This window comes from Acinetobacter sp. ACNIH3 (assembly GCF_002918965.1).
GTDB lineage: Bacteria > Pseudomonadota > Gammaproteobacteria > Pseudomonadales > Moraxellaceae > Acinetobacter > Acinetobacter schindleri.
Window position 1 is genome coordinate 1 of the sequence record NZ_PQLP01000060.1, and the last position, 12,613, is coordinate 12,613.

Below are 12,613 nucleotides of genomic sequence, written 5' to 3' on the forward strand. Positions count from 1 at the left end.
AACGTTTAGGTAGGATACTATGGAAAAAATGGTCAGGCTATCATCGGCGAAGTTTGGTTGAAACTAAGATGCATTGCATCAAATTATTAGGAGATAAACTCAGTGCAAGGAGTTTTGATAGCCAAGTGAATGAGATCCATGCACGTGTAGCAGTCCTTAACAGATTTACGGAATTAGGTCGCCCACTTACCCAAGTTACGCCTTAAATTTGGCTCAATTAGGGGCGCTTTGCATTTCAAATCTTTGTGCAACAAAGCCGTTTGAATATACGTAAAGTCACTCACCCACAGTTGGTCAGGATGATCAGCATTAAAATTACGTTTCACTAAATCATCTGCTCTTTTTTGATCATCTCGGCTACGGGTGGTTTGTTTATTCTTACCACGCCAAACACCTTGTATACCTAGCTTCTGCATCAATCGAGCAACTGTACAACGTGCAATAATATAGCCTTCACGTTTCAATTGTTGCCAGACCTTACGCACACCATATCGACCTGAACTTTCTTTCCAAATTCGTTTAATTTGTTCAGCATGATGCTCATCATGTAGATCTCGTTTCGCTCGATGTTCTGGATTGTCCGCGAGATCTAAAGTTCGGTAATAGGTTGAAGCTGCGATCGGTAAAATCCTACAAATCGCATCAACACCATATCGATCTTTATTGTTATGGATGAAATCCACCATTATTTGTGTGGGCGGTCGAGCTCCGCCTGGGCGAAAAAAGCGGCTGCTTTACGTAGAATTTCATTGGCACGCTTTAATTCTTTAATTTCATGTTCCATTTGCTTCATTTTTTCTTGATCAGATATCTGTTGTACTTTAATAGGATTTTGCTGATCTAAATGCTTTTGATGCCAGGCACGAAGTGTTTCAGGAGTATAACCAATCTTAGGCGCAATTGCTGTGATTGCAGCCCAAGTAGAAGGATAATCTTTTTCAGATTCAATTAGTAATTGAACCGCTTTTTCTCTGATTTCAGGGGTATATTTTAATTTTGTCATCGAACCTTGCGAAGCAGTGCTTCTCACTCAGAATATTGACTCTCCGACAAACCCGGTACGGTTCAGTCCCCTTGGATAGAAAATGTGAATAAACTGCAGAATGAATATCCATACGCCTAGATCAAACGTCCAACTAAAAATAATCATCTAAGAATTGATTACGAGACTGCAATCATAAAAATTTAATATTCTCTGTTTTTCAAGCATATTTGATTTAGGAGTTAACCTTATTGCTTATCATCGTATTCTGATTTGAATAGGATATGATCAACAAGTAGACCGCCACTGTGACCATCAATATTAAGAGTAAATAAAAAGGTAAGTGAATGCCGAACTGATATAGAAAAGTGCTCAGTAAAGGCGCCACAATGAGACCAATCGCTTGAGTAGCTGTACAAATACTTGCCATTTTGACTTGAGCAGCTTGCGTAACAGATTGAGCCGCCCCTGTGGTAAATGCAGGCAAAAGGGTTGCCACTCCGACCCCATAAAATAAATAACTTATTTGAAACATCCAAATATGGATTGCACTTAAAGATAGGATGAGTCCAATAACCATGCTAAACGTACCCACCAATACCAAAGCTTTCAGTTTTAAATGAAGTACTTTTACAATCAGGATCTGAGTAATCACTAAGCTAAAACCAACAATGAGCATACATTGGGAAAAATAAATCGCACTTTGTTGTGAGCTTAAATGAAAATGGTCTTGAATATAAAAACCTGCCGTCATATTGAGCGTCACGATAGCCATATAGGTAGTAAATCCTAAAATAAGCCAAGGAATAGCTGGTTTTAATGAAAATGAATGCTCTATTTTTACAGGCTGTTTTTGATCCAATATTGTGTTTTGTTTACCCTCATCATGTTTAAAATACATTGTGATAATCAAACTAAAAATCACCAATAAAATAACTGCAATCCACATTGGCAATAAAATTCCACCGAACAATAACACTGAAGTTAGAAATGGGCCGACGATCATACCTAAACTATTCATCGCACCATACATTGCCATTTTTTGACTGCGTTGTTGTTCCTCTGTGACATGTTGCATGACATAACTTTGTAGACCTATTTGTGGCATAGCCATAAAACCACCAGTACTTGCTCGACTAATCACCAACAAAGCAAAAACTATCATTACGGGTAATGTTTGTTGTATTCCCCAATAAAGAATCGCTGTAAATATAGCCCAAGTAATGGTCATGCCCCAGAAACCATAATTCATTAATTGATAAGGAGTCTGTATTTTTTCCCCTCTGGCAATCAGAATAGATGCAATCGCCATACAGATCGCTCCTGCTGAAACGATCACTCCACCTTGGAATTCGGATAAATGTAACTGTCGAGTCAAAGGTGCCAGTAAAGGAAGAATCATGGAAAAACACGTTCCATTGATTAACGCAGCCAAAGCTAAAAATTTTAAATGATTGTTCATCATGGAATTCATCAAAAGAAAAGGCATCTAAAAGATGCCTTTTGGATAAGATTAGTACTTGAGAGTGTAGCTCAAACCATAGGTACGACCTTGAGCAGCCAAGCTCGAAATATCGCCGTAAACCGTTGAAACTGCTTGGCTATAAACAGACTTATAGTCCGTATTCCACACGTTATATACACCAAAACCTAATGTCCCTGGACCTGCTTTTGCATTGGCAATCACATCCATCACTGCAAAACCTTTGATTTCTGCTGGTGGACGAGTACTACCATTCGCAATCGCATCTTTACGCGCTTCATCCGTGCCATCAATAGCCAAAGCTTGTACTCGTAAACCTAAACCATCATTGAATTGCCAGTCTGAATAAACCGTTGCTTTCAAAGGTGCTACACGAATTGCATCTAACTCTTGCCATTTACCATTTGAGTTTTTGAACTGACCACGTGTATAAGCTAAAGTCCCACCTACATTCCAATCATCTGAAACGGTATATTTGATATTACCTTCAACACCATACACACGTTCATCTGTATCAATAACTTCAATTGCAAAACTTGGAGGACCAAATTTCAATGACTTATCAGATTTGTTATAGAACGCCGTGATCCCTGTGCTTAATGCATCATCTTGTAGACGCCAGCCCAACTCAAAACTATTTACTTTGATTGGATCAATTGTTTGGTTACTTACGACAAAGTTTGCAGGAACATCTCTTAGCATACGTTGTACATCAGGTAAATTTGCACCTTGCGAGAAATTTGCAAACACCTGTTGTGCATCAGTTAAATGATAAAGTGCGCCTACATTAAAGAGTGTTGCATCATGCTTAACTGAACCACCTTTTAAAGTTTTAGCTTGGTATGTTGGAACGAAATCGGCAACCATTGCTTCAGAATATGGAACTGAGTCTTTAACATCACTATCGATGCGCTCATGACGAATACCAGCTTGTAGATTTAAGCGATCAGTTGCTTCAAATTGACTTTGTAAGAAGAAACCAAGCTTTTCAGTATCTACCTCAGGACCAAAAGCATAATTATTTAAAGGCTTAAACTTAAGACCATTACTACTCATAAAAGTATTTAGATCATAAAGTTGTGCTGTTTGTTTGCCATTTTCCTTATCGTAATCCACACCATAAGTTAGATTTAATGCACGTTCTGCCAGATTGAGCTTACTTTGAAGTGCTAAACGAGCACCAAAAACATCAATATCTGTTTCTGATTGGGTAACAATAAATGTTCTTCCACCTGGAATGGATGCATGTGCTAAAGCATTTGCACTTGGGAAGAATCGCCCTTTTTCAGTACGATAATAGGCCTCTGCATTTAAAGTCTGACCAAGAAAATCCTGATTTTCATATTGTGCATTTACTGCACTGCGCTTAGTACGTGGTTGAGTATCAAGCTCTAAACCTTTTACAGCTTTTTGACTAGGTTTTGCCCCTAGAAGTAAAACAGATAAGCCTGGACCATAATCAGCGCCATATTCACTGTCCTGCTCATCATTATAGTATTGCGCACCGATACTTAATTTTTGCTTATCTGCCAACTGCCAGCTTAAACGACCATTCACATCTACAGTTTCAGTATCTTGACGATCTGTTTGTGCAACTTCTGGACCTACACGATCACCACGACTATCTTGAATTTCACCGCGTTGTGTATAGCTAGCACCTAAGAAACCACTCCAATCCCCTTGGTTAAATGATGCAGACTGAAACGCTTCATAAGCTAAAGCATCACTTTTGAAATTATCACCTGAAGTAACGCCGAGTTTGGTTTCAAAATTTACACCATCACCCGAACCTCTTTTGGTGATGATATTGATGATCCCACCTGTAGCACCTGCACCATAAATACTACTTGCACCTGACACGACTTCAACACGTTCAATCATGTCTGGGCTAATGCTATTTAATTGGCGTGAACTATCTCTTGAACCCGTTTGCGGAACACCGTCAATCATATATTGTACTGTACGACCACGCATGGTCATCCCATAGTTACTGGTCGTACCTGAACTTGGTGTTAAAGATGGAACCAACAGTCCTAAAATATCTGCGGTACTTTTACCAGCAGCAGCTTGTTTTGCAATGTCTTCTTGGCTAATACTGTAAACAGTTCCCGCAATCTCAGCGATACTTTGAGCTGAGCGAGTTGCTGTCATTACAATCGGTGCCAGTTGAGTTGGCTTCTCAGCCTCAACCGTTGCACTTTGATTTACGGTTGAAGTCTGCTCGACATTTTGAGCATAAAGTTGCGTACTGATCGCCAAGCTGAGCAGTGTTAATGATGTCGAAAGTGAACGAACTTTCATAAATGACCCCTAGATGAGTTGTTGCGTTTGTTTTGCTTTGCGAATAAGCAGTTGACTAAGCAACACGCTTAAAACGGATGAAACTGCGAGAATGAGATAGAAGTTTCCATAACCAAATGCTTTGGCTAAGAAACCTGAGACTGCACCGCCAATGAAATAAACCAATAGTTCGAAGCAAACTAAAATCGTAAAATCAGTACCAGCTTGTTCTTTGGAGCTGGTCTGCATGAAATGTGCATATAAGGCTGTCATTGCGATATAGCGGATGGCAAGAATGACAATGACAAAGCCACCAAGAAGTAAATGCCATTGATTCAACCAACTGAGTAAAACTGCAACACCCAACAAGGCGTAAACCAAACTGCGTGCCCAACCAGCCCAGATCAGCAATTGTGTTGCGGCTATTTTTTTTAATAAAAATGCAGCTGAAACAGCGGCTAATAATCCAATCCCTGCACCTATTACAGACATCAGCACGCCGATTTGTGACAACGACCATTTCTGATCAATCAGCATCGGATTCAGCATCGCCATAGCTGGTGCTTCGACAATTCGATAACATACGATCAAGGCTAATGCCCATAACATTTCTGGACGTTTAAATGCACGGATCAGACTTGGCGGCTGTTTTGAGATTTTCTCTACATTTGATTTTTCTTTAATCTGGAAAATAGCCAACATCGTCAATGCTGTCATAGCGGCTAAGGAAATCAGTGCAGTTTGCCAACCATAAAGCTCATACAGCCATAAAGTTGCTGCTCCACCAACCATACTGCCAAGCGCAACACCTATACTTTGCGCCATACTGCCTAGTCGATACTCAGATTCTGAAAAGGTTTCGACCGTATAGCCATCAATTGCGATATCTTGAGTTGCAGCAAAAGTTGAAATCCATAAACCGACAATAACAAATACACCAAGACCGTAATCGAATTGGGTAAGTGCCAAAGCAACGACCCCCAACACTAAAGCTATTTGCGTAAACAAAAGCCAAGTTTTACGTTTACCGAGTTTTTTGAAATAAAAACGATCGATTAGTGGTGCCCAAAAAAACTTGAATGCCCAAGGAATATAGAGCAGCGACAACATGCCAATCCAACGTAAATCTACGCCTTGATGACGCAGAATCGCAGGTAAGGCCACATTATAAAAATACAGTGGTAAGGCATGCGCGAGATATAAAACCACCACGACACTCAGGCTCAAGGCTGAGACTTTCTGAATATTTAATGAATTTTGATTCATAAATACCTCTGCAAAGCCCATTGTGTGGCTTCAGCTTTATCTACGCTCACAAAATATGGAACATGCCAAGCTTTGTGCAGAGCTGGTGTATCCAATCGAATACGATCTTCTTCATCTTGAGCAATACGAGCAAAACCCAAACAATATTGGTAAAAATCTTGTTTATATTGCTTATACCATTTGCCTTGGATTGCTCTATATTCCTCCGGAAATTCTGTATTTGCATCGGTTTGCATGATCAACACAAAATTTCGCTGATGTTCGAAATAGTGCTGAATCCGTGCTAACCATTGTTCAAATTCTGCAACAGAGACATTCGCCGCAAAGCGCATGTCTAAGATATGCATTTCATTGATATATAAGCTCATGTAACACTCAGGAGTTTGGCTGGCTGATTAGCTAGCTGTTGTTGTGATGTTTGGTAATAATCCCCAAACTTGTTATAGAAAGTTTCTCTGAAGCAGTAGTACAACATCGCTGTTTTTTCAGGCATCGGTATTAAACGTTGGCTTTCATAACAAAGCTCTGCCACTACTGCTGCATATGGTTTAACGGTATGATCTGGCTCACCCACAATTTTTTTAGCTTTCGAATGTTCAAAAATGTAAAAGCTGAGTAACCGAATGGTTGGTCGCAAGAAGCCTTTGCCAAACACAGATTTGTCACCAAACAGGAGATGCCAACCGAGATCATTGTCATCACCATCGTAATAACGGCCTAAACGATCTCGTTTACCTTCATAAATTTCGGTATAGCCCACATCTTTGCCATCAATTCCAACGATTAATAAACGGTGATGGTCATCTGCTAACATTTTGTCGAAGTAAACTTGTAACTCTAGTTCCGATTTATTTAACTGCCACTGAGGAATTACATGTGGCTCATGCATCCATTGATGTAATAAAGGAATATCCTGTGGATATTGCACTTGGCGTAAGTAGTACTGTGTACCATCTTCAAAGTATTCAAAATAATCTGGTAATTGCTGAGAGATAGTTTTCATATCGAACCTATAAAATGACGAATAAAATTAGCCCGCTTTAGCTTGGCGTGGTTGTTCTGCCCATGTTTTCAATGTTTCTGGGCTAACTGGATTTGCAATAGGATCAAGGAAGACAGGAACAGGACGTTCTGCTTCATCGTTATAACTTGTGGTAAATAGACGTACACGGTTTAGACAAATTTTGGTGTAACTTGGACGCAGCATGGCGAATTTATCAGCACGTTCAGCCAGTTCTGGATGTTTTTGGTTAAACTCAACAATCGTGTTGGAAATGGTCTGCCAAAAATCAAGCTCAGAATATTCAGGATAGTCTTGCAAGAACACATTACAGATATAACGGTAATGCACCATGAACAGACCTGTGAAAATAAAATGGCTTAGATCGGTCGCTTCGTGACGGAGTAATAAATCTGCTTCAGATGGTAACTGAGTTAACTCAGGAAAATCCTCATCCACTAAATTGATGTCGTCAATGAAGTCTTTTAATACCATTGCTTTCGGCACACCATTTTCATGTACCAACATTGTGTTCTCACCGTGTGGTGAAAATGCTAAACCATAACGATATAAGCAAAGTAATAATGGACTCATGCTTACTTGAGCAAATTGTGCTAACCAATCCAAAGGACTTAAACCTGATGCTTGGATCAACACGCTCAGGATCGATTGACCTGAAATATCACGGTGTAACAATGCTGCTTGAGATAACACTTGATGAGATGGATCAACATAACGATCAACACTTTCACGCCATAAACAACCGAACAGCTCTTTAAATTGATACGGTGCACCGTCAATGCGGTCAAAACACGGCTGATGGATAGTTAAAGTCGCAACTTCACCTAAGAAAATCACACCTGTATTTTGTAAGTCTTGATCTTGTTGATGAATTCTTTTTAACCATGCGGTCACTGCTGGAGCTGCTAGATTACGCTTTGAGGGTAATCCACGATAAACAGCGGTATTAAAAATACTGACAGGCAACTTAATGTAATGGCGTTGTAGGTTTGACGTATTGCATAATGTGCGGATTGATTGCATCGGCACATAGCTATCTTGGCTGATATTTAACTCAATAATTTTCTGATCCACAATCTCATTGGCATAAGTCGGAACAAGCCATTGATGCCATTGCCAAGCATGTACGGGAATCAAAAAGTAATTTTGTGGATCTAGGTTTTTTTCTTGGAGAATATTGATGAACTGCTGTAGTTCATTGGCATCAAATTCATGTTGATATAAACCGCAGGCACTCCAATCTTCAGTACTTCGATACTCTGCTAAATCACGATGTACGGCTAACCACAACACTTTAACTTCAGGTGAAAGCTCTGGTGCAGCGCTTAAATAATCATCATAACCAAAACCCATACGCCCTTTACTCATGATGAGCCAAGGATGACCACGTAGCATGCCTTCAACTTTGTAATGTGGCTCTGTCAAAACCGCTATACTTGGCAAACGTGTTTCATTGAACAAATGTGCTTCTGCCAGCCAAGTATTATTCATTTCTTTGATCAAATACGCTTTGGTAAATGGCTTAACATTAGAACTGTCAGACATTGCCACAATAAACTCATGTAAGTTCCAAGCAGGTTGATCATTTTCCTGACTATGAGTCACATCACGTACCGAAGCTTCCTGAATATTCCAGTGTCCGAGTAGATATTGATTTCCTTGAAACTCATACTGACGATTGCCTAAATCTAAACGATAACGCCCTGCTGACAATGCTTTAACTTCAATAATTTCTTCGTATAGAAACTCTGCAATCGCCATTTCAATAAGACGTTGTCCTGCGGCACGCCATTGCTGCTGATTAATTTTTAAAGTTGCAAAGTTCATATCAGTTTCTCATATGTTGAATGTACAGAAGCAGTTTGTGTACGTGTGTTTGCACCACGACGATTAGGATGCGCCGTCATCACGTTCTGTTCTGTTTTCTTGAAAATTGAATGGTTTTTATTGGGAGAATTTTCGCAAAGGCACTCGTTTGATTGTGCTTTGTCATCTGCCATACAAATTTTTGGATTTTGAGAGAGATTAAAGTGTTGGAATGTCTGCGCTTGATTGCCTAATTCATAAAGAGGCTCAGCAAGCAATTGATTAATGATCTTTGCTGCACGATAAGCACCAAGACCTAAATCAGGTGTGCCGACACCATGACTATGCATTTCCTGATTTTGAACAAAAATATGACCATTCAGCCGATGTACAACACGATAGTCGTCTGTAATCTGCCAACGCTGTTTATGATCAAACTCGATGTATGGCTTGAGCAACTGCATAAAACCAAAATCAGGCGTGAAATAACCCGTCGCGGCTACAAGAAAATCACAGTCGAGATGAAAAGACTGAGCTGTAGCACGATGCTGGAAATGCAGTCGGATTTTTTGTGTATCCAATGCTTCTGCATCTTTCAAATCACATTGACTATGTAAATGTGTCTGTAAGCTTTGACCTGCAATACTGCGGTGATAAAGTCTTTGATAAATTTCCCGAATGGTTTTTGCACTAATTCCCTTGTATAACAAGGCTTGTTGCTTTAACTGCTGTTCCTTTTGCTGCGCAGTCAAATCATAAAAATGCTGTGCATAATCTGGACTAAAATGTTCCAAACCTAATGGCGCATACTCCATCGGGAAGAAACCTTGAGAACGAGTAAACCAATGCAAATCAAACTGATGATTAACAGTATCTTGCTGTTCATCAAATAAGTCGATAAACACTTCAGCTGCAGATTGTCCAGAACCAAGTACGACCACATCGCCATGTAAATCTGTATCGGCATGCGTCATATACTGTGCTGAATGCAGACATTGTTGTGGACGGACTTTCTGAATCTTTGCCAAACATTCAGGCAAATATGGCACATTACCACTTCCAATCACTAAATGACGGCATAAATAACTTTGCTGAACACCGTTTGATTCAACGACTACTTTAAAACCTATCGTTTGAGGTTCAATCTTTAGAACCTGCGACTGGTATTCGATACAATCAAGTTGTTCTGCAACCCATTGGCAATAGTGGTTGTATTCACAACGTGGAATATGTGGCTGCTCTAAAAAGTAAAACTTATACAAACGTTGCTGATGACGCAGATAATTCAAAAAACTAAATGGACTGGTTGGATCAACCATCGAGACTAAATCTGCCATAAATGGCACTTGTAATACCGTATTAGGTAGTTGCATACCTGCATGCCAATCAAATTGCGCCTTTTGCTCAAAAAATACGTAATCGAGTGAGCTTTTGTTTTGTAGCAAACTAGCAAGACTTAAATTAAAAGGTCCTAGACCAATTCCAATAAAATCAAGCATAACTGACATCCTTCTGTGAAATACGCAGTGGATTTGGCAGTTGCACGTAAACAGATTGATTTTCTACAGGTGCGATCAACTCGTCTAATTCATGCAAACGTGTCAGCAAGTTGCCTTTATAAGGCAGCGTTGAATTGAACAGTAGTCCTTGTATTAAGGTACTCTCAGGATATTGCTGTAATTGCTCTTCTAAAAATCCAGTTAGATGCGCTAACAATTCATCTTCAGTGATATAGCCTGTTGCACCGATGGCATTAATAATCCCGAACAAAGTATTGCCAAAGAAATAATAACTAAAATGTTCATCAACAAAAGCTTTCGGACCTACCGCAAAGGCTTTTTCTTTCAGTTCAGGAAGTGCTTGCAGAATTTCAGTGGCAAATTCTTCAATATAATAAAAACCTTGGTTATCACGTAACCATAAAGTTTTAGGAAAATGGTTTTCGAGTTCTAATAATACATTTTGTTGATGTGACTCAAATGCCATACCATAACGATGGTATAGATACATCAAAGGCTGCAAACTGACTTCGAGGAACCGATTAAACCAATCTGAAGCAATCTCTGAAACTTCAGCATCAGGATGGGCTTTCGCAATTTTTGCAAATAAGGCATTAAAACGATTTAAAGGCTTGATCGGATGATCTTGGCACAAAGATGCGATACAAGTGACTTGTTGTTGTGGATGGAATGGTTGATCTCGGAAAATACAAATACTTTCATTGATCACTTCATCATCGATTTTTAAAGCGATCCAAGCTGGATCATTGACTGCTTTTAGACTTGGACACTGTTTAAGAATATTTTGCCCAAACTCACTATGCCACAGACGATGTGTCAATTCACCACGATGACATTCTTTGGCCAAATTCACTCGAATAGAATTGGTAATCATCACTGAAAGTGACGGCTTCATCATCCAAGGTGCATTGAAGCTCGCTAATGTGCGTATGGAAGTGGTTGGAGAGAATTGCCAACCACGCAAGCCCAAATCAATCAGTTGCCCTGTTTGCTTTAATCGTTCAAACCAAGCTTTGCCCTGTACATAACGCGCTTGCCATGGATGTAAAGGAAGTAACTTATATTCCGCATGTGTCTTTAATAAATTGAGATCACTTTCAGATAAATACCACTGTAACGCAGTTTTTAATTGCGCTGAAATAGGTTCATCAGTCGCACTACCTTCTGCAATATAATCTTGGTGCACTAGCCAATAATGAAGTTGAGTCTTACCTTTATTTTCAGGAGAAAAGTTTAACCAATCTTCATGAACAAAGCCTGTCCTACTTTTTGGCGCGGGATGCATACTATGCCCTAAAATCAAAGCTTGCTCTGTTTCAATAAAGCTTTGCCCTGCTTTTACTAAATCATCAAATTCATATTCACGATTTTGTAAAAACTGTTGTAGCGCATCTCGACTTTGAATCCATTTTTCAACTAATGAAGCAGCATCTAGATGAACAGCGGCTTCTTGAACAAGTTCTTCTAGCAACAACCCAACAATTGCTACAGGACTAAATACCTTAATTTTTTCATCGATGATAATTTGCGGAAGATCTGCTAAGCGATGTCGCCCCACACAGCTCACATAAGATAAAGGGAAAAAGCAACGTGCTTGAATAGAGGTAATCGGTATTGATAACAGCGTCAAACCTTGGCTAAACGTCTGTAGTTGAAGAGATTGCTGACTTTTATGAAGCAAGTGACCTTTGCCAGTTTCTTGCGTATATGCATTGACGAAATGTTGTAACGCCAACCGATTAGCAAGTGAATGCATCTGTCGATATCCTCTTTCAAAAGAGTTAATTTGTTTTTCGAAATGTTTTAGGCCTGAAACACATCTTAAGTACAAGGGAGTTTGTAGTTAAGATAGAACTAATGATAATTATTATCATTTACTATTTCAATTCCATAAAAGAACCTAGAAAAACAACACTAAATCATTGAATTTATTTTGTTTAACAAGGAATATTGCTCAGTAAAGATACAAAAAGATAATAATAATTCTCATTAAATAAAATGATCAGCTTGTAGCCATCAATAGTTTTTATAGATGTATAAAATTTTTAAATAGTCTCAAATGTAATATTTCCCCACATCAAAAATCTAATATGTCAAAAAATGGGGTATACGGATTTAATGGTTGATGGGGCTTTGTTGCATAAAGATTTTAAAGATAGAGCTTTCCTAAGTTGTTTAAATTTAAGTGACAACTTGGGTATGAGCTCGGCCTAATTCCATAAATTTATTTAATACTGCCACACGTGCATGAATCT

At 39.1% G+C, this 12,613-nt stretch carries 8 protein-coding genes, 2 pseudogenes and 1 other annotated feature; of the genes and pseudogenes, 1 reads left to right on the top strand and 9 read right to left on the bottom strand.

Going from position 1 to position 12,613, the window contains the following annotated elements:
* Positions 1 to 206: pseudogene (locus tag C3420_RS15165) on the top strand (IS5/IS1182 family transposase); the annotation flags it as partial.
* A 51-nt stretch (positions 207 to 257) separates the two neighbouring features.
* On the opposite strand, the pseudogene C3420_RS15170 reads toward C3420_RS15165, so the two are convergent.
* The 9 genes and pseudogenes from C3420_RS15170 to acbA all read right to left on the bottom strand — a co-directional run.
* Positions 258 to 1,003, bottom strand: a pseudogene (locus C3420_RS15170) (IS3 family transposase); the annotation flags it as partial.
* Positions 612 to 728, bottom strand: a sequence feature (AL1L pseudoknot). Its footprint overlaps the pseudogene before it by 117 nt.
* A 214-nt stretch (positions 1,004 to 1,217) precedes the next feature.
* Complete coding sequence (actD, locus tag C3420_RS15175) at positions 1,218 to 2,444, bottom strand: putative acinetoferrin export transporter ActD (RefSeq protein WP_068517851.1); 1,227 nt, start codon at positions 2,442 to 2,444, stop codon at positions 1,218 to 1,220.
* A 51-nt stretch (positions 2,445 to 2,495) separates the two neighbouring features.
* Positions 2,496 to 4,766 carry a TonB-dependent receptor gene (locus C3420_RS15180; RefSeq protein WP_103800922.1) on the bottom strand — a complete coding sequence of 757 codons (2,271 nt, stop codon included), beginning with the start codon at positions 4,764 to 4,766 and terminating at the stop codon, positions 2,496 to 2,498.
* 9 nt (positions 4,767 to 4,775) lie between these two features.
* Positions 4,776 to 6,011 carry an MFS transporter gene (locus C3420_RS15185; RefSeq protein WP_004683789.1) on the bottom strand — a complete coding sequence of 412 codons (1,236 nt, stop codon included), beginning with the start codon at positions 6,009 to 6,011 and terminating at the stop codon, positions 4,776 to 4,778.
* A complete protein-coding gene (actB, locus tag C3420_RS15190) occupies positions 6,008 to 6,379 on the bottom strand; it encodes a protein ActB (protein ID WP_004281762.1) in 372 nt (123 codons plus the stop codon). Before actB ends, C3420_RS15185 begins: the two co-directional genes overlap by 4 nt.
* Positions 6,376 to 7,014: an acinetoferrin biosynthesis acetyltransferase AcbD gene (gene acbD / locus C3420_RS15195; protein ID WP_004814638.1), complete on the bottom strand. Its 639-nt coding sequence runs from the start codon at positions 7,012 to 7,014 to the stop codon at positions 6,376 to 6,378. Before acbD ends, actB begins: the two co-directional genes overlap by 4 nt.
* 27 nt (positions 7,015 to 7,041) lie before the next feature.
* Entirely contained in the window at positions 7,042 to 8,859 is a 1,818-nt protein-coding gene (gene acbC / locus C3420_RS15200; protein ID WP_004281756.1) for an acinetoferrin biosynthesis protein AcbC, read from the bottom strand.
* Positions 8,856 to 10,337, bottom strand: coding sequence for an acinetoferrin biosynthesis monooxygenase AcbB (acbB, locus tag C3420_RS15205; protein WP_004814635.1), 1,482 nt, complete (start codon positions 10,335 to 10,337; stop codon positions 8,856 to 8,858). Before acbB ends, acbC begins: the two co-directional genes overlap by 4 nt.
* The gene (gene acbA / locus C3420_RS15210; protein WP_103800923.1) at positions 10,330 to 12,114 is read right to left on the bottom strand and encodes an acinetoferrin biosynthesis protein AcbA; all 1,785 of its coding nucleotides are present in this window, start codon (positions 12,112 to 12,114) and stop codon (positions 10,330 to 10,332) included. The genes acbB and acbA overlap by 8 nt, the downstream gene beginning before the upstream one ends.
* Positions 12,115 to 12,613: the final 499 nt, after the last annotated feature.

Coding starts and splice junctions, on each gene's coding strand:
- actD (WP_068517851.1), bottom strand. CDS start 2,444: ATGAACAATCATTTAAAATTTTTAGCTTTGGCTGCGTTAATCAATGGA.
- C3420_RS15180 (WP_103800922.1), bottom strand. CDS start 4,766: ATGAAAGTTCGTTCACTTTCGACATCATTAACACTGCTCAGCTTGGCG.
- C3420_RS15185 (WP_004683789.1), bottom strand. CDS start 6,011: ATGAATCAAAATTCATTAAATATTCAGAAAGTCTCAGCCTTGAGCCTG.
- actB (WP_004281762.1), bottom strand. CDS start 6,379: ATGAGCTTATATATCAATGAAATGCATATCTTAGACATGCGCTTTGCG.
- acbD (WP_004814638.1), bottom strand. CDS start 7,014: ATGAAAACTATCTCTCAGCAATTACCAGATTATTTTGAATACTTTGAA.
- acbC (WP_004281756.1), bottom strand. CDS start 8,859: ATGAACTTTGCAACTTTAAAAATTAATCAGCAGCAATGGCGTGCCGCA.
- acbB (WP_004814635.1), bottom strand. CDS start 10,337: ATGCTTGATTTTATTGGAATTGGTCTAGGACCTTTTAATTTAAGTCTT.
- acbA (WP_103800923.1), bottom strand. CDS start 12,114: ATGCATTCACTTGCTAATCGGTTGGCGTTACAACATTTCGTCAATGCA.